Genomic DNA, 17,063 nt, shown 5'->3' with positions numbered 1-17,063 from the left:
ACCGAATTGCGATGGCGGGTTTCGTTTGCCGTCGCTGCTGTTCCAACCCAAGCAGCCGATTGGCTGACGGGACCAAGACTGACCGAATGCATCATGGTGGTGCAATCGGATTAAGTTGGGAAAGACAAACCATGATCCAGACCGAATCTCGGCTCGAAGTAGCCGACAACACGGGTGCACGTGAAGTCATGTGCATCAAGGTGCTCGGCGGCTCGAAGCGTCGTTATGCCGGCATTGGCGACATCATCAAGGTGACCGTCAAAGAAGCAACGCCGCGCGGGCGCGTGAAGAAAGGCGAAATCTACAACGCCGTGGTGGTCCGCACCGCCAAGGGTGTTCGCCGTCAAGACGGCTCGCTGATCAAGTTCGACGGCAACGCCGCTGTGCTTTTGAATAACAAGCTTGAGCCGATCGGCACCCGTATCTTCGGGCCGGTGACGCGTGAGCTGCGTAGCGAACGATTCATGAAGATCGTTTCGCTGGCGCCGGAAGTGCTGTAAGGAGTCGCGATGAACAAGATTCGCAAAGGTGACGAAGTCATCGTCGTCACTGGCAAAGACAAGGGCAAGCGCGGCGTCGTGCTGGCTGTCGGTGCAGAACATGTGACGGTTGAAGGTATCAACCTCGTCAAGAAGCATGTGAAGCCGAACCCGATGAAGGGTACGACGGGCGGCGTGGAAGCGAAGACGATGCCCCTGCATATTTCGAACGTCGCACTGGTCGACGCGAATGGCAAGGCGTCGCGTGTTGGCATCAAGGTCGAGGAAGGCAAGAAGGTTCGCTTCCTGAAGACGACCGGTGCCGTACTGAGCGCCTGACGCAGCGGAGTAAAAAATGGCTCGTTTTCAAGAGTTTTACAAAGAAAAGGTTGTGCCCGGCCTGATCGAGAAGTTCGGTTACAAGTCGGTCATGGAAGTGCCGCGCATCACCAAGATCACGCTGAACATGGGTCTTGGCGAAGCGATCGCTGACAAGAAGATCATCGAGAACGCCGTCGGCGACCTCACGAAGATCGCTGGTCAGAAGCCGGTCGTCACGAAGGCACGCAAGGCAATCGCAGGCTTCAAGATCCGCCAGGGTTACCCGATCGGCGCGATGGTGACGCTGCGTGGCCAAGCGATGTACGAATTCCTCGACCGTTTCGTGACCGTTGCCCTGCCCCGCGTGCGTGACTTCCGCGGTGTGTCGGGTCGTGCCTTCGATGGCCGCGGCAACTACAACATCGGTGTGAAAGAGCAGATCATTTTCCCCGAAATCGACTACGACAAGATCGACGCACTGCGTGGGCTGAACATCAGCATCACGACGACTGCGAAGACCGACGACGAAGCAAAGGCTCTGCTCGCCAGCTTCAAGTTCCCGTTCAGAAACTGAGGTTACCGTGGCTAAACTGGCACTGATCGAACGTGAAAAGAAGCGCGCCCGCCTGGTCGCGAAGTTCGCAGCAAAGCGCGAAGCGCTGAAGGCGATCGTCGAAGACCAAAGCAAGTCGGAAGAAGAGCGCTACGAAGCACGCCTTGAGCTGCAGCAACTGCCCCGCAACGCAAACCCGACCCGCCAGCGTAACCGCTGCGCGATCACGGGCCGTCCGCGTGGCACGTTCCGTAAATTCGGCCTCGCGCGTAACAAGATTCGTGAAATCGCATTCCGTGGCGAGATTCCTGGCCTGACCAAGGCGAGCTGGTAATAGGAGAAACGTAAATGAGCATGAGTGATCCTATCGCCGATATGCTGACTCGCATCCGCAACGCGCAGATGGTCGAGAAGGTATCGGTCGCGATGCCCTCGTCGAAGGTCAAGGTTGCAATCGCGCAAGTCCTGAAGGACGAAGGTTATATCGACGATTTCGCCGTCAAGGCGGAAGGTGCGAAGTCCGAACTGAATATCGCGCTGAAGTACTACGCAGGTCGCCCGGTCATCGAACGCCTCGAGCGCGTGTCGAAGCCTGGTCTGCGCGTGTACCGCGGCCGTAACGACATTCCGCAGGTCATGAACGGCCTGGGTGTGGCAATCGTGTCGACGCCGAAGGGCGTGATGACCGACCGCAAGGCGCGCGCTACCGGCGTCGGCGGCGAAGTCATCTGCTACGTTGCTTAAAGCCGAGGAGAGAGAAACATGTCTCGAGTAGGTAAGAGCCCGATCGCGCTGCAAGGCGCGGAAGTCAAGCTGGCCGACGGTGCGATCACCGTCAAGGGCCCGCTGGGCACCATCACGCAAGCGATCAATCCGCTCGTGAACGTGGCGAACAACGACGGCACGCTGAATCTGTCGCCGGTCGACGAAAGCCGCGAAGCAAACGCACTGTCGGGCACGATGCGCGCGATCATCGCGAATGCCGTGCACGGCGTGACCAAGGGTTTCGAGCGCAAGCTGACGCTGGTTGGCGTCGGTTATCGTGCGCAAGCGCAAGGCGACAAGCTGAATCTGTCGCTGGGTTTCTCGCACCCGGTGGTGCACCAGATGCCGGAAGGCGTCAAGGCTGAAACCCCGACGCAAACCGAAATCGTGATCAAGGGGATCAACAAGCAACAAGTCGGTCAAGTGGCTGCGGAAGTCCGCGGTTACCGTCCGCCGGAGCCGTACAAGGGCAAGGGCGTGCGCTATTCCGACGAGGTTGTGATCCTCAAAGAAACGAAGAAGAAGTAAGGGTGCGCAATCATGGATAAGACTCAATCTCGCCTGCGCCGCGCTCGCCAGACGCGTATCAAGATCGCTGAGCTGCAGGTCGCGCGTCTCGCCGTGCATCGCACGAACACGCACATCTACGCTCAAGTGTTCTCGCCCTGCGGCACCAAGGTGCTCGCCAGCGCGTCGACGCTCGAAGCAGAAGTGCGCGCTGAACTGGCCGACAAGTCGGGCAAGGGCGGCAACGTTAATGCCGCGACGCTGATCGGCAAGCGTATTGCCGAGAAGGCAAAGGCTGCCGGCATCGAATCCGTCGCCTTCGACCGCTCGGGCTTCCGCTACCACGGCCGCGTCAAGGCGCTGGCTGAGGCAGCTCGCGAAGCTGGGCTCAAGTTCTAAGGAAGGAATTCGTCATGGCAAAGATGCAAGCGAAAGTTCAGGCTGACGAGCGCGACGACGGCCTTCGCGAAAAGATGATTTCGGTCAATCGCGTGACCAAGGTCGTGAAGGGTGGCCGTATTCTCGGCTTCGCCGCACTGACCGTGGTTGGCGACGGTGATGGCCGCATCGGTATGGGCAAGGGCAAGGCGAAGGAAGTGCCGGTCGCTGTCCAGAAGGCAATGGAACAAGCTCGCCGCAACATGTTCAAGGTGCCGCTCAAGAACGGCACGCTGCAGCACGAAGTGCACGGCAAGCATGGCGCATCCGCTGTCCTCCTCGCTCCGGCGAAGGCAGGTACGGGCGTGATCGCCGGCGGCCCGATGCGCGCAGTGTTCGACGTGATGGGCGTTCAGAACGTCGTGGCGAAGAGCCACGGTTCGACGAACCCGTACAACCTCGTTCGCGCCACGCTGGACGGTCTGCGCAAGCAGTCGACCCCGGCAGACATCGCGGCGAAGCGCGGCAAGTCCGTCGAAGATATTTTGGGCTAAGCCCGGGTGGTCACCATGTCTGAAAAAACTGTCAAGGTTCAGCTCGTCAAGAGCCTGATCGGGACCCGCGAATCGCACCGTGCGACCGTGCGTGGCCTGGGCCTGCGCCGACTCAACTCGGTTAGCGAGCTGCAGGATACGCCGGCGGTCCGCGGCATGATCAACAAGGTCTCGTACCTCGTTAAGGTCATCGCGTAAGCGGCCCTACGGATCAAGGAGTTGATATGGAATTGAATAACCTGAAGCCGGCCGCTGGTGCAAAGCATGCCAAGCGTCGTGTCGGCCGCGGCATCGGTTCGGGCCTCGGCAAGACGGCTGGCCGTGGTCACAAGGGTCAGAAATCGCGTTCGGGCGGCTTCCACAAAGTCGGTTTCGAAGGCGGTCAGATGCCGCTGCAACGTCGTCTGCCGAAGCGCGGCTTCACGTCGCTGACGAAGGAATTCGTCGGTGAAGTGCGCCTGGGCGACCTCGAGAAGCTGCCGGTCGATGAAATCGATCTGCTCGCACTGAAGCAAGCCGGCCTGGTCGGCGAGCTGACGAAGAGCGCAAAGATCATCGCGACGGGCGAACTGAAGCGCAAGATCGTCGTGAAGGGTCTCGGCGCCACCAAGGGTGCGCGCGCTGCGATCGAAGCGGCTGGCGGTTCGTTCGCCGAGTGACACGCGTAGCGCGTCGTTACTTGCATTCATCGGAGAAGGTACTTGGCTAACAGCCCGAGTCTTGCAAAACCCGGTCGAAGCACGGCGAAATTCGGCGATCTGCGTCGGCGAGCGATGTTCCTGCTCCTGGCGCTGATCGTCTATCGCATCGGCGCGCACATCCCCGTGCCGGGCATCGATCCGGATCAACTGGCGAAGCTGTTCCAGAGCCAGGCGGGCGGCATCCTTGGCATGTTCAACATGTTCTCGGGTGGCGCGCTTTCCCGCTTCACGATCTTTGCGCTGGGGATCATGCCGTACATCTCGGCGTCGATCATCATGCAGTTGCTGGCGATCGTCTCGCCGCAACTCGAGGCGCTGAAGAAGGAAGGGCAGGCAGGGCAACGGAAGATCACGCAGTACACGCGGTATTTCACCGTGGTGCTCGCGACCTTCCAGGCGTTCGGTATCGCGGCTGCGCTGGAAAACCAGCCGGGCCTCGTGATCGACCCCGGCATGCTGTTCCGGCTGACGACGGTCGTGACGCTGGTTACCGGCACGATGTTCCTGATGTGGCTGGGTGAGCAGATCACCGAGCGTGGTCTGGGCAACGGCATCTCGATCATCATCTTCGGCGGGATCGCAGCAGGGTTCCCGAATGCCGTCGGTGGGCTGTTCGAGCTGGTGCGTACGGGTTCGATGAGCATCATTTCGGCGATCATCATCGTCGTTCTGATCGCTGCGGTGACTTACCTGGTCGTGTTCATCGAACGCGGTCAGCGCAAGATCCTCGTGAACTACGCGAAGCGCCAGGTCGGCAACAAGATCTACGGTGGCCAGTCATCGCACTTGCCGCTGAAGCTGAACATGTCGGGCGTGATTCCGCCGATCTTCGCATCGTCGATCATCCTGTTCCCGGCCACGATTCTCGGCTGGTTCAGCACGGGTCAGCCGTCGGGAAGCTGGATCTCCAACACGTTGCATAACGTCGCGGAGGCGCTGAAGCCGGGCCAGCCGGTCTATGTGCTGCTGTACACGCTGGCGATCGTGTTTTTCTGCTTCTTCTACACCGCACTGGTGTTCAACAGCAGGGAAACCGCGGACAACCTGAAGAAGAGCGGCGCGTTTGTTCCGGGCATTCGTCCGGGCGACCAGACCGCGCGATATATCGACCGCATCCTCACGCGTCTGACGCTGGCCGGTGCGATCTACATCGTCTTCGTGTGTCTGCTGCCGGAATTCCTGGTGCTGCGCTGGAACGTGCCGTTTTATTTTGGTGGAACGTCGCTGCTGATCATTGTCGTCGTCACGATGGACTTCATGGCGCAGGTGCAGTCGTACGTTATGTCGCAACAGTATGAGTCGCTGCTCAAGAAGGCAAACTTCAAGGGCGGCAACATCCCAATGCGTTAATCAAGGACTATGGCCAAAGACGATGTAATCCAGATGCAAGGTGAGGTGATCGAAAACCTCCCGAATGCGACCTTCCGCGTGAAGCTGGAAAACGGCCATGTCGTGTTGGGGCATATCTCCGGGAAGATGCGGATGCACTACATCCGCATCCTGCCGGGCGACAAGGTGACGGTTGAATTGACGCCTTACGATCTGTCTCGTGCGCGGATCGTGTTCCGGGCGAAGTGATTTGAAAAAAGGGTATTATCATGAAAGTGATGGCATCGGTTAAGCGCATTTGCCGCAATTGCAAGATCATCAAGCGCAAAGGCGTCGTTCGCGTGATCTGCAGCTCGGATCCGCGCCACAAGCAGCGCCAAGGCTGACCGCGCGTTTGTTTGCGCTTTTTGTTTGAGGAAAAACAATGGCTCGTATCGCAGGGGTTAACATCCCGAATCACCAGCATACCGAGATCGGCCTGACGGCAATCTTCGGTATCGGCCGCACGCGCTCGCGCAGCATCTGCACGGCAGCTGGCGTGGAATTCTCGAAGAAGGTCAAGGACCTGACCGACGCAGACCTCGAAAAGCTGCGTGAAGAAGTGGGCAAGTTCATCGTCGAAGGCGATCTGCGCCGTGAAGTGACGATGAACATCAAGCGCCTGATGGACCTCGGTTGCTACCGTGGCGTTCGTCATCGCAAGGGCCTGCCGATGCGCGGTCAGCGTACGCGTACGAACGCACGTACCCGCAAGGGTCCGCGTCGTGCAGCGCAAGCGCTGAAGAAGTAAGCGGAACTGACAGTTACAGGAAAACGTAATGGCTAAGGCTTCGAACACCGCGGCGCAACGCGTTCGCAAGAAGGTTAAGAAGAACGTCGCTGAAGGCGTGGTTCACGTTCACGCGTCGTTCAACAACACGATCATCACGATCACCGATCGCCAGGGCAATGCACTGGCATGGGCGACGTCGGGCGGCCAGGGCTTCAAGGGCTCGCGCAAGTCGACGCCGTTCGCTGCTCAGGTTGCTGCTGAGTCGGCCGGTCGCGTGGCGATGGAATATGGCGTGAAGAATCTGGAAGTGCGGATCAAGGGCCCGGGCCCGGGTCGTGAGTCGGCAGTGCGTGCACTGCATGGCCTCGGCATCAAGATCACCGCGATTTCGGACGTCACCCCGATTCCGCACAACGGCTGCCGTCCGCCGAAGCGCCGTCGTATCTAAGAATGCTGCTGGCACGTTCGTGCTGGCGCATTTGCCTGTCGCCGCGTAGCGTCGACGGGCGTTGCTTTTTTGATTGACTAAGCCCACCGTTCGCCCCAAAGGGCGCGAACTAGCGCGGATTCCGGTCCGCGTGACTGATTGATAAAGGAATGCAAAGTGGCACGTTATATCGGCCCCAAGGCCAAGCTGTCCCGCCGTGAAGGCACCGACCTGTTCCTGAAGAGCGCGCGCCGCTCGCTCGCCGACAAGTGCAAGCTCGACAGCAAGCCGGGTCAGCACGGCCGTACCTCGGGCGCACGTACGTCCGACTATGGTACGCAGCTGCGCGAAAAGCAGAAGGTCAAGCGTATTTACGGCGTCCTGGAGCGTCAGTTCCGCCGCTACTTCGCTGAAGCCGACCGCCGCAAGGGCAACACGGGTGAAAACCTGCTGCAACTGCTCGAGTCGCGTCTCGACAACGTCGTGTATCGCATGGGCTTCGGCTCGACCCGCGCTGAAGCGCGTCAGCTGGTGAGCCACAAGTCGATCACGGTGAACGGCGTCGTCGCGAACGTGCCGTCGCAGCAAGTGAAGGCGGGTGACGTCGTCGCGATCCGCGAAAAGGCGAAGAAGCAGGCGCGTATCGTCGAAGCGCTGTCGCTGGCCGAGCAAGGCGGCATGCCGAGCTGGGTTGCAGTCGATGCGAAGAAGTTCGAAGGCACGTTCAAGCAAATGCCGGAACGCGCTGAAATCGCAGGCGACATCAACGAAAGCCTGATCGTCGAATTGTATTCGCGTTAATCCGATTGACGGCCGAGGTACCCCGATTGCGTTATGCAAGGAGGGGCCTCGGCTGTTTATTTTCTGGTTGTTACCGGTCAGCCTTATCGGTGTAACGAGCCGAGGGTATTGAAAAGGAAAGCCCATGCAAACCAGTTTGCTGAAACCCAAGATCATCGCCGTGGAATCGCTGGGCGAGAACCACGCGAGGGTGGTCATGGAACCGTTCGAACGCGGTTACGGCCACACCTTGGGCAATGCGCTTCGCCGCGTGCTGCTGTCGTCGATGGTTGGCTACGCGCCGACCGAAGTCACGATCGCTGGCGTGGTGCACGAGTATTCGACGCTTGACGGCGTGCAAGAGGACGTCGTCAACCTGCTGCTGAACCTGAAGGGTGTGGTGTTCAAGCTGCACAACCGTGACGAAGTGACGGTGACCCTGCGCAAGGAAGGCGAAGGCGTCGTCACGGCCGGCGATATCGAGCTGGCGCACGATTGCGAAGTCATCAACCCGAATCACGTGATCGCACACCTGTCGAAGGGCGGCAAGCTCGACGTTCAGATCAAGATCGAAAAGGGTCGCGGCTATGTGCCCGGCAACGTCCGTCGCTACGGCGAAGACACGGCCAAGATCATCGGCCGCATCGTCCTCGACGCATCGTTCTCGCCGGTTCGCCGCGTGAGCTACGCCGTTGAAAGCGCACGTGTCGAGCAGCGTACCGACCTCGACAAGCTCGTGATGAACATCGAGACGAGCGGCGTGATCACCCCGGAAGAGGCGATCCGTCAATCGGCCCGCATCCTGGTCGACCAGCTGTCCGTGTTCGCGGCACTGGAAGGCACGGAAACGGCTGCCGAAGCACCGTCGCGCGCACCGCAGATCGATCCGATCCTGCTGCGTCCGGTGGACGATCTCGAGCTGACGGTTCGTTCGGCGAACTGCCTGAAGGCCGAGAACATCTACTACATCGGCGACCTGATCCAGCGCACGGAAAACGAGCTGCTGAAGACGCCGAACCTCGGTCGCAAGTCGCTCAACGAGATCAAGGAAGTGCTCGCTTCGCGCGGTCTCACGCTGGGCATGAAGCTCGAAAACTGGCCGCCGGCTGGTCTCGACAAGTAAGCCCGGTTGTAGCCCGGCTGTAGCAGTAGTTGGCAAAGATGCGGATTTTCCTTTAAAATCCGCATCTTGCTTTTTTCTCTACCGGCCCGTGCACCCCAGAGGTGCGATAGAAGAGCTGGATCAAAACTTTGAATCAAGGAAACTGAAATGCGCCATCGTCATGGTCTGCGGAAACTGAACCGCACGAGCAGCCACCGTCTGGCTATGCTCCGTAACATGTCCAACTCGCTGATCGAGCACGAAGTCATCAAGACGACGCTGCCGAAGGCGAAGGAACTCCGTAAAGTCGTCGAGCCGCTGATCACGCTCGGCAAGAAGCCGTCGCTGGCAAACCGTCGCCTGGCGTTCAACCGCCTGCGCGATCGTGACTCGGTGGCGAAGCTGTTCGACGTGCTCGGTCCGCGTTTCGCGAACCGTCCGGGCGGCTACCTGCGCGTGCTGAAGTTCGGCTTCCGCGTCGGCGACAACGCACCGATGGCACTGGTCGAGCTGCTCGATCGTCCGGAAGTCGACGAAACGGAAAACGTGCAAGAAGCCGAGTAAGCTTCCGGTACGCAGCAGGATCCGAAAGGGCCGAGCAATTGCTTGGCCCTTTTTGTTTTTGGCGGCGCCTCGGCTGCGATCGATTGTCGCAGGCCGGTGCCGGCAGTGCCGCGCGGGCTGCGCTACGATATGCAGTTATTGGCGCAGGCCCCTCGATGGGGCGATTCGTGGCGGCGGAAGCCGGTAAAGGCCAGTCAGGAGGGCGCGTATGGTGGTGGTATTGATGCTGACGACGGTGCCGGATGCGGTGACGGCCGCGGCGCTCGCCGACGGCGCGCTCGACGCGCGGCTTGCCGCGTGCGTGTCGGAGCTCGGTGCGATCAAGTCGCGCTATCACTGGCAGGGCAAGGTCGAGACGGCCGACGAGATCCAGTTGCTGTTCAAGACGAGCCCCGTCCGCTCGCTCGAACTGGAGCGATTTATTCTCGCGCATCATCCGTACGAGACGCCGGAAATCGTCTCGTGGCAGGGGACGGCCACGGCCGCGTACGGCCAGTGGGTGACCAGCGAAACTCAACGTCTATTTCATGTTTAACGGTATGGCGCTTTCCGTGCGCGTGCGCGCGCTGCGGTTCCTCGCAGTCCTGATGTCGTTCATGTTCGTGCTGGGCGGCCTGTCGGTCGCGCGCGCGGCCGACGATTTTCTCGATCCGTCGGTCGCATTCAAGTTCAGCGCGAGCGAATCGCCGGGGCAGGTGGACGTCCGTTTCAAGGTTGCCAGCGGCTATTACCTGTACCGCGAGCGGTTCGCGTTCGCGGTGAAGGGCGGGCAGGCGACGCTCGGCGATCCGCAATTCCCGGCCGGCCATGTGAAGTTCGACCAGACGTTCCAGAAGGAAGTCGAGACCTATCGCGACGAGGTCGTGATTCATGTTCCGGTCAAGCAGGCGGCGGGGCCGTTCGAGCTCGCTGTGACGTCGCAAGGATGCGCCGACGAAGGAATCTGCTATCCGCCTGCGGAGCACGTCGTGAAGGTCGACGGCGCTGCGCTGGGCGCGGCCGCGCCGGTCGATCGCACGGCGGCTTCGGGCAGCTGGTTCGACAAGGTCACGAGCGCGGATTTCGCGCAGTCGCTGCTCGAGGGGCACGGTTTCTTCACCATCGTCGCACTGTATTTCGTCGCCGGCGTCGTGCTGAGTCTCCTGCCCTGCTCGTATCCGATGATTCCGATCGTGTCCGCGATCATCATCGGCCAGGGCACGCGCGCGACGCACGCACGCGGTTTCGCGCTGTCGCTGACGTACGTGGTCGGCATGGCGCTCGTCTATACGGTGCTGGGCATCGCGGCGGCGCTGGTCGGCCAGAGCCTGGGCGCATGGCTGCAGAACCCGTGGGTGCTCGGTGCATTCGGCGTGCTGCTCACCGCATTCGCCGTATCGCTGATTTCCGGCAAGGACATCGCGCTGCCCGAGCGCTGGCAGAACGGCGCGGCGGAAGCCTCGAGCGCGCGCCGGGGCGGCCACTTCGTCGCGGTCGCCGCGATGGGGGCGTTGTCGGCGCTGGTCGTCGGCGCATGCATGACGGCGCCGCTGTTTGCGGTGCTCGCGTTCATCGCGCACACCGGCAATGCGCTGCTCGGCGGCGCTGCGCTGTTCGCTATGGGGTTGGGGCTCGGCGTGCCGCTGCTCGTCGTCGGCATCGGTGCAGGTACGGTGCTGCCGCGCGCGGGCGCATGGATGGACGGCGTGAAGGTGTTCTTCGGCATCGTGCTGCTTGCCGCCGCGCTGTGGATCGTGTGGCCGGTGCTCGCGGGCGCTCTGAAGATGGTGCTCGCCGCATTGTGGCTGCTCGTCGCGGCTGCGGCGCTTGGCCTGTTTACGCCGCATGCCGGCGCCGCATCGATCTGGCGCCGTCTCGGTCGCGGCCTCGGTGCTGCGCTTGCGATCTGGGCTGCAACGCTGCTCGTCGGTCTTGCGGCGGGCTCCAACGACCCCGTGAAGCCGCTGGCCGTGCTCGCGGCGCGCACGGTTGCGTCGGGCGATGCGTCGGCAGCCGGTGCGGCGACCGGAGGGCAGGGGCCCGCGTTCGCGTCGGTGCGCTCCAGTCGCGAGCTCGACGCGCTGCTGAAGACGTCGGGCCAGCCCGTGATGCTCGACTTCTACGCCGACTGGTGCGTGAGCTGCAAGGAGATGGAGCATCTGACGTTCACCGATTCGCGCGTGCAGGCGCGGCTCGCGCAGCTTCACCTGGTGCGTGCCGACGTCACCGCGAACAATCCGGACGACCAGGCGCTGCTCAAGCGCTTCAACCTGTTTGGGCCGCCGGGCATCATCTTCTTCGATCGCAACGGCAACGAAATCGGCCGTGTGGTCGGTTATCAGGCGGCCGAGACGTTCCTGCGCAGCCTCGATCGAGCGGCGGTACCGACGGTGTGACGCGCGCTCGTCGGCGCACGGGCGGCCCGCTGCGCCGACCGGACGGTGCAAAAAAAACGGCGGGACACCGAAGTGTCCCGCCGTTTTTCCTTGTGCCGGCCGGCGCGCGGCTCAGCGCTGCGCTTTCAGCAGACGCGCGGCATCGAGCGCGAAGTACGTGAGCACGCCGTCGGCGCCAGCGCGCTTGAATGCGAGCAGCGATTCGAGCACGACCTTGTCGTGATCGAGCCAGCCGTTCATCGCGGCGGCCTTCAGCATCGCGTATTCGCCGCTCACCTGGTACACGTAGGTCGGGAAGCGGAACTCGTCCTTCACGCGGCGCACGATGTCGAGATACGGCATGCCGGGCTTGACCATCACCATGTCGGCGCCTTCGTCGATGTCGAGGCGCACTTCGCGCAGCGCTTCGTCGCTGTTCGCCGGATCCATCTGGTAGGTCATCTTGTTGCCCTTGCCCAGATTGGACGCCGAGCCGACCGCATCGCGGAACGGGCCGTAGAACGCCGACGCGAACTTGGCCGAATAGGCCATGATGCGCGTATGGATGTGACCGTCGCTTTCCAGCATTTCACGGACCGCGCCGATGCGGCCGTCCATCATGTCCGACGGCGCGACGATGTCGACGCCGGCTTCGGCCTGCGCACGCGCCTGGTCGACCAGGATCTCGATCGTGTCGTCGTTGATCACGTAGCCGTTCTCGTCGAGCACGCCGTCCTGGCCGTGGCTCGTGTACGGGTCGAGCGCGACGTCGGTCAGCACGCCGAGTTCGGGGAAGCGCTTCTTCAGTTCGCGCACCGCGCGCGGGATCAGGCCTTCCGGATTTGCCGCTTCGCGGCCGTCAGGCGTCTTCAGCGACGGCTCGATGGCCGGGAACAGCGACAGCACGGGCACGCCGAGTTCGACGCACTGCTCGGCGACATGCATCAGCAGATCGACCGACACGCGCTCGACGCCGGGCATCGACGGGACGCTCTGGCGTTCGTTGGTGCCGTCCACGACGAACACCGGATAGATCAGGTCGTCGGTGGTCAGGCGGTTTTCGCGCATCAGGCGCCGGGAGAAGTCGTCGCGGCGCATCCGGCGCGGACGGTGAAGCGGATGGAAGCTCATGGCGATTGGGCAGAAATCAGGGTAGTAAGAACCTTACGGAACCCTTAGGTCATTTTCGAGAGCGTTGGTATATGATAGCGATCGAGCGGCACGCGTCGCGTGCCGCTCCCCGCTTCTCCTCCCTGAGCGGGTGCCTGTCGTTATTCGATTAGGCTGTTTGACCCGCCGTTCAACGGCGGGTTTTTTTATGAGCCGGCCGAATCCGCAGGTGCCGTCAGGTGCGCACGGCCGGTCCCGGCCGCGCGTTGCCCGCTCATTGTGCTACAGGCTCGCTTTTTTCGTCGGCAACGGACGGCCGCACCCAGCTCTCGATCAGTTCATGGGCCTCGTCGAGCCCCGTGCGCTTCAGCGCCGAGAACAGCTGGACCGTCAGCTTGCCCTTCACGCCCTGGTCACGGTACGCGTCGAGTCCCTTCTGCGTGTTGCGCAGCGCGTTGATGCTTTCTTGCCGCGTCAATTTGTCGCACTTCGTCAGCAGCGTGTGGATCGGCTTGCCGGTCGGCGCGAACCACTCGATCATCCGGCGATCGAGGTCGGTCAACGGGCGGCGCGAATCCATCATCAGGATCAGGCCGCACAGCTGCGAACGCGTCGCGAGGTAGGACGACAGCAGCATTTCCCAGTGGGCCTTCGCGGCCCCCGGCACTTCCGCGTAGCCGTAGCCGGGCAGGTCGACGAGGTTCGCGACGGGCTCGGCGGCCGGGCCGACGGAGAAGTAGTTGATGTGCTGGGTGCGGCCGGGCGTCTTCGACGCGAAGGCAAGCCGCTTCTGGTTGCACAGCACGTTGATCGCCGTCGATTTGCCGGCATTCGAGCGGCCCGCGAACGCGATTTCCGGTTGTACCGTCGGCGGCAGGTCGCGCAGATGGTTGACGGTCGTGTAGAAGCGGGCTTGGTGGAGCAAAAAGGCCATGGGGGAAACCGGTGGGACGGGGCGGCGCGAGCCGCTTGGTGGAGGCGGGGTAGCCCCGATAGGCGCGGGAGCTTTCAGCGCGATATTGTACAATACGGCGGTTTTGCCGAAGGGCTGCGGGCGCCTGCCTCGCGCTTTTATGCAGCTTCTGCGGTAGACTGGTCGACGTCGTTTTTTGCAGAACCTCAAATTCCCACAAGACGAAACAGGGTGTGCGAATGAATCGACTGTGCAAGTCTCTGATGGTGCTTCAGGTTGCAGCAGGGTTCGTAGGTTTCGTAGCGGAGGCAAATGCGGCGGATGCGGCAAAGCCGGATCTGGACCGCGGCAAGGCGATTGCCGGGCAAGTTTGCGCGTCGTGTCACGGCGCGGACGGCAACAGCGCGTCGGGCAGTTTCCCGAAGCTGGCCGGCCAGCATCCCGACTATCTGGTCAAGCAGTTGAACGACTTCAAGGCCCAGCCGGGCGCGAAGGGGCCGGCGCGGACCAATCCGGTGATGGTCGGGTTCGCGAGCGCGTTGAGCGCGGACGACATGCGCAACGTCGCTGCGTATTACGGATCGCAGACGACGAAGCTCGGCACCGCACGCGATGCGGCGACCGTGCCGATCGGCCAGAAGATCTATCGCGGCGGCATCGCGGAAAAGGGTGTACCCGCCTGCGCGAGCTGCCACGGGCCGACGGGGCAGGGCATTCCGGTCCAGTACCCGCGTCTGTCGGGGCAATGGGCCGATTACACGGTTGCCCAGTTGACCGCGTTCCAGCAGGGTGTCGGCGCGCGCAACAACAACGAGGCGATGCATCAGATCGCAGCGCGTCTGTCGGACAACGAGATCAAGGCCGTCGCGGATTACATCGCGGGCCTGCGTTGACCGGACGGTCGCGAATGGAATGACCGGGCGCCCGAAGGGCGGCCGGCGTCAGAACAAGAAAAAGGGTGGGGCGCCGCGTGATTGCGGTTGCCTCGCCCTTTTTTGTCAGCACTCGCCGGGTCGTCCCCAGCGTGCTGACCGCCCCCTTGGGGCAGCGAACATAGTGAGCGTAGGGGCTGTTTCCCCTTAGTCGGAGTTTGAATGAGCGTTACCACGTCGGGGTTGCAGTCGAAGTCGGGTCAAAGTGCGTCCAGGCGCGCGATCGAGCTGCTGAGCTCGATGCGCTTCGCGATCGCGCTGCTGGTAGTGCTGTCGATCGCGAGCATCGTCGGCACGGTCCTGACGCAGGACGACCCGTATCCGAACTACGTGAACCAGTTCGGGCCGTTCTGGGCGGACATCTTCCGCTCGCTGGGCCTGTACAACGTGTACAGCGCCTGGTGGTTCATGCTGATCCTGATCTTCCTCGTCGTGTCGATCTCGCTGTGCGTGATCCGCAATGCGCCGAAGATGCTTGCCGATGCGAAGAGCTGGAAGGACAAGGTCCGCGAAGGCAGCCTGCGCGCGTTCCACCACAAGGCCGAATACTCGGCGTCCGGCACGCGCGCGACCGTCGCGGCCACGCTCGCCACGTTCGTCACCAAGGCCGGCTACAAGCACGTCGTGCGTGAAACCGACGGCGCGACGCTCATTTCCGCGAAGCGCGGCGCGCTGACGAAGTGGGGCTACATCTCCGCGCACCTTGCGATCGTCGTGATCTGTATCGGCGGCCTGCTGGACAGCAACCTGCCGATCAAATTCCAGATGTGGATGTTCGGCAAGAGCCCGGTCAACACGAGCGCGACGATCAGCGAAATCTCGCCCGACCACCGGCTGTCCGTGTCGAACCCGACGTTCCGCGGCTACGCGTGGGTGCCGGAAGGCCAGTTCGTGTCGACCGCGATCCTGAACCAGCCGAGCGGCTCGCTGATCCAGGACCTGCCGTTCTCGATCCAGCTCAACAAGTTCATCGTCGACTACTACACGACCGGGATGCCGAAGCTGTTCGCGAGCGACATCGTCGTGATCGATCGCGAGACGGGCCAGAAGATCCCGGCGCGCGTCGAGGTCAACAAGCCGTTCACGTACAAGGGCGTGTCGATCTACCAGTCGAGCTTCCAGGACGGCGGCTCGCAGATGGAGATGACGGCCTACCCGATGACGGGCGGCAACGCGAAGACCTTCGCAGTGAAGGGCACGATCGGCAGCACGGCGCCGCTGCAGATGCCGGGCAGCGACGGCGACACGATCGAGTTCTCCGACTTCCGCGCGATCAACGTCGAGAACATGGCCGACGCGAACGGCAAGCCGGACGTGCGCGGCGTCGCGAAGACGGCGTCGCTGAAGGAAGCGTTCGACGAGCGGCTCGGTTCGGGCGCGAAGACGTCGAAGCCGGTGCAGCTCCACAACATCGGCCCGTCGGTGCAGTACAAGATTCGCGGCAAGGACGGCCAGGCGCGCGAATTCAACAACTACATGCTGCCCGTCGACATGGGCGGCACGCGCGTGTTCCTCGCCGGCGTGCGCGCGAGCCCGAACGATCCGTTCCGCTACATGCGGATTCCGGCCGACAGCCAGGATTCGATCGGCGAATGGATGCGCCTGCGCGCCGCGCTCGAGGATCCAGCCGTGCGTGCCGACGCCGCCGCGCGCTTCGCGCAGCGTTCGCTGCCGACGACCGAAGCGTCGCTGCGTGGCCGCCTGCAGGACAGCGCGTTCAAAGTGCTGACCCTTTTTGCGGCGAGCGACGACAGCATCGGCCGCGGCGCCGACGGCCAGCCGGTCGGCGGCTTCCAGGCGGTGGCGACCTTCATCGATCGTTCGGTGCCGAAGGCCGAGCAGGAGAAGGCGGCGAGCCTGCTGCTGCGCATGCTCGAGGGTTCGATGTGGGAGGTCTGGCAGATCGCGCGCGAGCGCGCCGGCGAGCCGGCTGCCCAACAGGGCGCCGACACGATCCGCTTCGTGCAGAACGCGATCAATGCGCTATCGGACAGCTTCTTGTATGGATCGCCGGTCTATTTGCAGCTTGACTCCTTCAAGCAGGTGCAAGCTTCGGTATTTCAGTTGACGCGCGCACCCGGCAAGAATCTGGTGTATCTTGGCAGCCTGCTGCTGGTCGCCGGCATCTTCTCGATGTTCTACGTGCGCGAGCGGCGCCTCTGGTTCTGGCTCAAGGATGCCGGTTCGGGCGTCGATGTGGTGATGGCGATGTCCACGGCCCGCAAGACCTTCGATTTCGAAAAAGAATTCGTGCAGACGCGCGACGCGGCCGGCGCCGCCTTGCGCGCCGCACCGCGCGACGCCGCGCCCGCCGGTGCGGCAGCGACTGCCCGTCCGCCTGCCGGCGGCGATTCCGAGAATTCCACCCGGTAACATCATGGATCTCACGCAAGTTTCCTCTTCCCGTTCGGGGCCGGTTCAGGCCCCGAATCCGGCGCCGTTGTTCGACGACCGTCCGTTCCTCGCGCGCCTGTCGGTCATCGACTGGCTGTTCGCACTGGCACTCGTGGTCGGCGCGGGCT

Annotated in this window: 24 protein-coding genes and 1 pseudogene; 23 read left to right on the top strand and 2 right to left on the bottom strand. The window is 62.5% G+C overall.

The features are described 5' to 3' along the window. Positions 1-131: 131 nt before the first annotated feature. The 20 genes from rplN (at position 132) to dsbD (ending at position 11,607) form a co-directional block, all read left to right on the top strand. Positions 132-500, top strand: coding sequence for a 50S ribosomal protein L14 (rplN, locus tag DID99_RS32485; protein ID WP_006752929.1), 369 nt, complete (start codon positions 132-134; stop codon positions 498-500). Positions 501-509: 9 nt separating this feature from the next. Next, positions 510-818, top strand: a complete 309-nt coding sequence (gene rplX, locus DID99_RS32480; RefSeq protein WP_006477187.1) for a 50S ribosomal protein L24 — start codon at positions 510-512, stop codon at positions 816-818. Positions 819-834: 16 nt separating this feature from the next. Continuing rightward, positions 835-1,374, top strand: coding sequence for a 50S ribosomal protein L5 (gene rplE, locus DID99_RS32475; protein WP_006477186.1), 540 nt, complete (start codon positions 835-837; stop codon positions 1,372-1,374). 7 nt (positions 1,375-1,381) lie between these two features. Further along, on the top strand, positions 1,382-1,687 hold the full coding sequence (gene rpsN, locus DID99_RS32470) for a 30S ribosomal protein S14 (protein WP_006482884.1): 306 nt from the start codon (positions 1,382-1,384) through the stop codon (positions 1,685-1,687). 14 nt (positions 1,688-1,701) lie between these two features. Further along, complete coding sequence (gene rpsH / locus DID99_RS32465; protein ID WP_006477185.1) at positions 1,702-2,097, top strand: 30S ribosomal protein S8; 396 nt, start codon at positions 1,702-1,704, stop codon at positions 2,095-2,097. An 18-nt stretch (positions 2,098-2,115) separates the two neighbouring features. Beyond that, the gene (gene rplF / locus DID99_RS32460) at positions 2,116-2,646 is read left to right on the top strand and encodes a 50S ribosomal protein L6 (protein WP_006758786.1); all 531 of its coding nucleotides are present in this window, start codon (positions 2,116-2,118) and stop codon (positions 2,644-2,646) included. Between the two features lie 12 nt (positions 2,647-2,658). After that, positions 2,659-3,024, top strand: a complete 366-nt coding sequence (rplR, locus tag DID99_RS32455; RefSeq protein ID WP_006477183.1) for a 50S ribosomal protein L18 — start codon at positions 2,659-2,661, stop codon at positions 3,022-3,024. Positions 3,025-3,038: 14 nt separating this feature from the next. Next, positions 3,039-3,557, top strand: a complete 519-nt coding sequence (gene rpsE / locus DID99_RS32450) for a 30S ribosomal protein S5 (RefSeq protein ID WP_006752931.1) — start codon at positions 3,039-3,041, stop codon at positions 3,555-3,557. Positions 3,558-3,572: 15 nt separating this feature from the next. Further along, positions 3,573-3,755 carry a 50S ribosomal protein L30 gene (gene rpmD / locus DID99_RS32445; protein WP_006400644.1) on the top strand — a complete coding sequence of 61 codons (183 nt, stop codon included), beginning with the start codon at positions 3,573-3,575 and terminating at the stop codon, positions 3,753-3,755. Positions 3,756-3,781: 26 nt separating this feature from the next. After that, positions 3,782-4,216: a 50S ribosomal protein L15 gene (gene rplO, locus DID99_RS32440; protein ID WP_006482880.1), complete on the top strand. Its 435-nt coding sequence runs from the start codon at positions 3,782-3,784 to the stop codon at positions 4,214-4,216. Positions 4,217-4,258: 42 nt separating this feature from the next. Continuing rightward, entirely contained in the window at positions 4,259-5,608 is a 1,350-nt protein-coding gene (secY, locus tag DID99_RS32435) for a preprotein translocase subunit SecY (RefSeq protein ID WP_006400642.1), read from the top strand. Positions 5,609-5,617: 9 nt separating this feature from the next. Beyond that, on the top strand, positions 5,618-5,836 hold the full coding sequence (gene infA / locus DID99_RS32430; RefSeq protein WP_004521905.1) for a translation initiation factor IF-1: 219 nt from the start codon (positions 5,618-5,620) through the stop codon (positions 5,834-5,836). 20 nt (positions 5,837-5,856) lie between these two features. After that, positions 5,857-5,973 carry a 50S ribosomal protein L36 gene (gene rpmJ, locus DID99_RS32425; protein WP_004199844.1) on the top strand — a complete coding sequence of 39 codons (117 nt, stop codon included), beginning with the start codon at positions 5,857-5,859 and terminating at the stop codon, positions 5,971-5,973. Between the two features lie 38 nt (positions 5,974-6,011). Continuing rightward, positions 6,012-6,377, top strand: a complete 366-nt coding sequence (gene rpsM / locus DID99_RS32420; protein ID WP_039323572.1) for a 30S ribosomal protein S13 — start codon at positions 6,012-6,014, stop codon at positions 6,375-6,377. Positions 6,378-6,405: 28 nt separating this feature from the next. Next, positions 6,406-6,807, top strand: a complete 402-nt coding sequence (rpsK, locus tag DID99_RS32415; protein WP_004197937.1) for a 30S ribosomal protein S11 — start codon at positions 6,406-6,408, stop codon at positions 6,805-6,807. Between the two features lie 156 nt (positions 6,808-6,963). Next, positions 6,964-7,587: a 30S ribosomal protein S4 gene (gene rpsD / locus DID99_RS32410; protein ID WP_006477177.1), complete on the top strand. Its 624-nt coding sequence runs from the start codon at positions 6,964-6,966 to the stop codon at positions 7,585-7,587. Between the two features lie 124 nt (positions 7,588-7,711). Continuing rightward, on the top strand, positions 7,712-8,689 hold the full coding sequence (locus tag DID99_RS32405) for a DNA-directed RNA polymerase subunit alpha (protein WP_006477176.1): 978 nt from the start codon (positions 7,712-7,714) through the stop codon (positions 8,687-8,689). A 147-nt stretch (positions 8,690-8,836) separates the two neighbouring features. Then, positions 8,837-9,232, top strand: a complete 396-nt coding sequence (gene rplQ, locus DID99_RS32400) for a 50S ribosomal protein L17 (protein ID WP_006477175.1) — start codon at positions 8,837-8,839, stop codon at positions 9,230-9,232. Between the two features lie 208 nt (positions 9,233-9,440). Next, positions 9,441-9,767, top strand: a complete 327-nt coding sequence (cutA, locus tag DID99_RS32395; protein ID WP_124489450.1) for a divalent-cation tolerance protein CutA — start codon at positions 9,441-9,443, stop codon at positions 9,765-9,767. Further along, complete coding sequence (gene dsbD, locus DID99_RS32390) at positions 9,760-11,607, top strand: protein-disulfide reductase DsbD (RefSeq protein ID WP_124523861.1); 1,848 nt, start codon at positions 9,760-9,762, stop codon at positions 11,605-11,607. Before cutA ends, dsbD begins: the two co-directional genes overlap by 8 nt. Before the next feature lie 111 nt (positions 11,608-11,718). Here the strand turns inward: dsbD and hemB are convergent, their stop codons facing one another. Both hemB and yihA read right to left on the bottom strand, forming a co-directional pair. After that, complete coding sequence (hemB, locus tag DID99_RS32385; protein WP_121860787.1) at positions 11,719-12,717, bottom strand: porphobilinogen synthase; 999 nt, start codon at positions 12,715-12,717, stop codon at positions 11,719-11,721. 253 nt (positions 12,718-12,970) lie between these two features. After that, positions 12,971-13,630: a ribosome biogenesis GTP-binding protein YihA/YsxC gene (gene yihA, locus DID99_RS32380; protein ID WP_044848923.1), complete on the bottom strand. Its 660-nt coding sequence runs from the start codon at positions 13,628-13,630 to the stop codon at positions 12,971-12,973. Positions 13,631-13,848: 218 nt separating this feature from the next. Here yihA and DID99_RS32375 point away from each other — a divergent pair, with 218 nt between their 5' ends. The 3 genes and pseudogenes from DID99_RS32375 to DID99_RS32365 all read left to right on the top strand — a co-directional run. Next, the gene (locus DID99_RS32375; RefSeq protein ID WP_044848922.1) at positions 13,849-14,502 is read left to right on the top strand and encodes a cytochrome c; all 654 of its coding nucleotides are present in this window, start codon (positions 13,849-13,851) and stop codon (positions 14,500-14,502) included. Positions 14,503-14,703: 201 nt separating this feature from the next. Continuing rightward, positions 14,704-16,914: a cytochrome c biogenesis protein ResB gene (locus DID99_RS32370; RefSeq protein WP_044848921.1), complete on the top strand. Its 2,211-nt coding sequence runs from the start codon at positions 14,704-14,706 to the stop codon at positions 16,912-16,914. Positions 16,915-16,918: 4 nt separating this feature from the next. Next, positions 16,919-17,063 (top strand): annotated as a pseudogene (locus tag DID99_RS32365) (c-type cytochrome biogenesis protein CcsB); the annotation flags it as partial.

Origin of the sequence: Burkholderia sp. Bp8986 (assembly GCF_003854225.1) — a bacterium.
Taxonomy (GTDB): Bacteria; Pseudomonadota; Gammaproteobacteria; order Burkholderiales; family Burkholderiaceae; genus Burkholderia.
This window is presented reverse-complemented; position numbering and strand designations above follow the sequence as displayed.

Excerpts from the sequence above, each read along its gene's own strand:
- yihA (WP_044848923.1), bottom strand. The coding sequence starts at position 13,630 with ATGGCCTTTTTGCTCCACCAAGCCCGCTTCTACACGACCGTCAACCAT.
- rplR (WP_006477183.1), top strand. The coding sequence starts at position 2,659 with ATGGATAAGACTCAATCTCGCCTGCGCCGCGCTCGCCAGACGCGTATC.
- DID99_RS32405 (WP_006477176.1), top strand. The coding sequence starts at position 7,712 with ATGCAAACCAGTTTGCTGAAACCCAAGATCATCGCCGTGGAATCGCTG.
- dsbD (WP_124523861.1), top strand. The coding sequence starts at position 9,760 with ATGTTTAACGGTATGGCGCTTTCCGTGCGCGTGCGCGCGCTGCGGTTC.
- DID99_RS32375 (WP_044848922.1), top strand. The coding sequence starts at position 13,849 with ATGAATCGACTGTGCAAGTCTCTGATGGTGCTTCAGGTTGCAGCAGGG.
- infA (WP_004521905.1), top strand. The coding sequence starts at position 5,618 with ATGGCCAAAGACGATGTAATCCAGATGCAAGGTGAGGTGATCGAAAAC.
- rpsE (WP_006752931.1), top strand. The coding sequence starts at position 3,039 with ATGGCAAAGATGCAAGCGAAAGTTCAGGCTGACGAGCGCGACGACGGC.
- rpsH (WP_006477185.1), top strand. The coding sequence starts at position 1,702 with ATGAGCATGAGTGATCCTATCGCCGATATGCTGACTCGCATCCGCAAC.
- rpmD (WP_006400644.1), top strand. The coding sequence starts at position 3,573 with ATGTCTGAAAAAACTGTCAAGGTTCAGCTCGTCAAGAGCCTGATCGGG.
- rplN (WP_006752929.1), top strand. The coding sequence starts at position 132 with ATGATCCAGACCGAATCTCGGCTCGAAGTAGCCGACAACACGGGTGCA.
- DID99_RS32370 (WP_044848921.1), top strand. The coding sequence starts at position 14,704 with ATGAGCGTTACCACGTCGGGGTTGCAGTCGAAGTCGGGTCAAAGTGCG.
- rplO (WP_006482880.1), top strand. The coding sequence starts at position 3,782 with ATGGAATTGAATAACCTGAAGCCGGCCGCTGGTGCAAAGCATGCCAAG.
- rpsM (WP_039323572.1), top strand. The coding sequence starts at position 6,012 with ATGGCTCGTATCGCAGGGGTTAACATCCCGAATCACCAGCATACCGAG.
- rpmJ (WP_004199844.1), top strand. The coding sequence starts at position 5,857 with ATGAAAGTGATGGCATCGGTTAAGCGCATTTGCCGCAATTGCAAGATC.
- rplQ (WP_006477175.1), top strand. The coding sequence starts at position 8,837 with ATGCGCCATCGTCATGGTCTGCGGAAACTGAACCGCACGAGCAGCCAC.
- rplX (WP_006477187.1), top strand. The coding sequence starts at position 510 with ATGAACAAGATTCGCAAAGGTGACGAAGTCATCGTCGTCACTGGCAAA.
- hemB (WP_121860787.1), bottom strand. The coding sequence starts at position 12,717 with ATGAGCTTCCATCCGCTTCACCGTCCGCGCCGGATGCGCCGCGACGAC.
- rplF (WP_006758786.1), top strand. The coding sequence starts at position 2,116 with ATGTCTCGAGTAGGTAAGAGCCCGATCGCGCTGCAAGGCGCGGAAGTC.
- rpsK (WP_004197937.1), top strand. The coding sequence starts at position 6,406 with ATGGCTAAGGCTTCGAACACCGCGGCGCAACGCGTTCGCAAGAAGGTT.
- cutA (WP_124489450.1), top strand. The coding sequence starts at position 9,441 with ATGGTGGTGGTATTGATGCTGACGACGGTGCCGGATGCGGTGACGGCC.
- rplE (WP_006477186.1), top strand. The coding sequence starts at position 835 with ATGGCTCGTTTTCAAGAGTTTTACAAAGAAAAGGTTGTGCCCGGCCTG.